Here is a 701-nt window from a genome sequence, read left to right on the forward strand (position 1 = left end):
TTCCGCGCATCACCAAGATCACCATTAACATGGGTGTCGGTGAGGCTGTGGGCGACAAGAAAGTGCTTGAGAATGCGATCGGTGACTTGGAAAAAATCGCCGGCCAGAAGGTCGTGATTACCAAGGCACGTAAGTCAATCGCGGGTTTCAAAATCCGTGATGGCTGGCCGATTGGCTGCAAAGTAACTCTGCGTAAAGATCGTATGTATGAGTTTCTGGATCGCCTGGTCAGCATCGCTATTCCGCGCATTCGCGACTTCCGGGGTATCAGCCCGAAGCAATTTGACGGCCGCGGTAACTTCTCCATGGGCGTAGGCGAGCAGATTATCTTCCCGGAAATTGACTACGATAAGGTCGATAAGCTCCGCGGTCTGGATATTTGTATCACAACGACAGCACGGAACGACGAGGAAGGTCGCGCGCTGTTGAAAGCGTTCAACTTCCCGTTCAAAGGTTAAGGGTAGCGTCATGGCTAAGAAATCAATGGTTGCACGCGAAGTAAAACGTGCCCGCACAGTCGCCAAATACGCCGCTAAGCGCGCGGAACTGAAAGCGATTATTGCCAGCCCTGCTTCTTCCGAAGAGCAAGTCTGGGAAGCGCAGATCAAACTGCAGCAGCTGCCTCGCGATGCGAGCCCGAGCCGCGGGCGTCGTCGCTGTCGCGTAACTGGCCGTCCGCACGGTGTGTATCGCAAGTTCGG

The 701-nt window shown here is 54.6% G+C and carries 2 protein-coding genes; both read left to right on the forward strand.

Annotation, left to right across the window (positions count from 1 at the left end; translation table 11 throughout):
- The coding region (gene rplE, locus B3187_RS02675; RefSeq protein WP_286804484.1) for a 50S ribosomal protein L5 at positions 1 to 458 on the forward strand (458 nt) is incomplete at its 5' end.
- Positions 459 to 468: 10 nt separating this feature from the next.
- On the forward strand, positions 469 to 701 hold a 233-nt coding region (gene rpsN, locus B3187_RS02680), incomplete at its 3' end, for a 30S ribosomal protein S14 (RefSeq protein ID WP_286804485.1).

The sequence above is a fragment of the Marinimicrobium sp. UBA4209 genome (assembly GCF_002381585.1).
In the GTDB taxonomy this organism is placed as follows: domain Bacteria; phylum Pseudomonadota; class Gammaproteobacteria; order Pseudomonadales; family Cellvibrionaceae; genus Marinimicrobium; species Marinimicrobium koreense.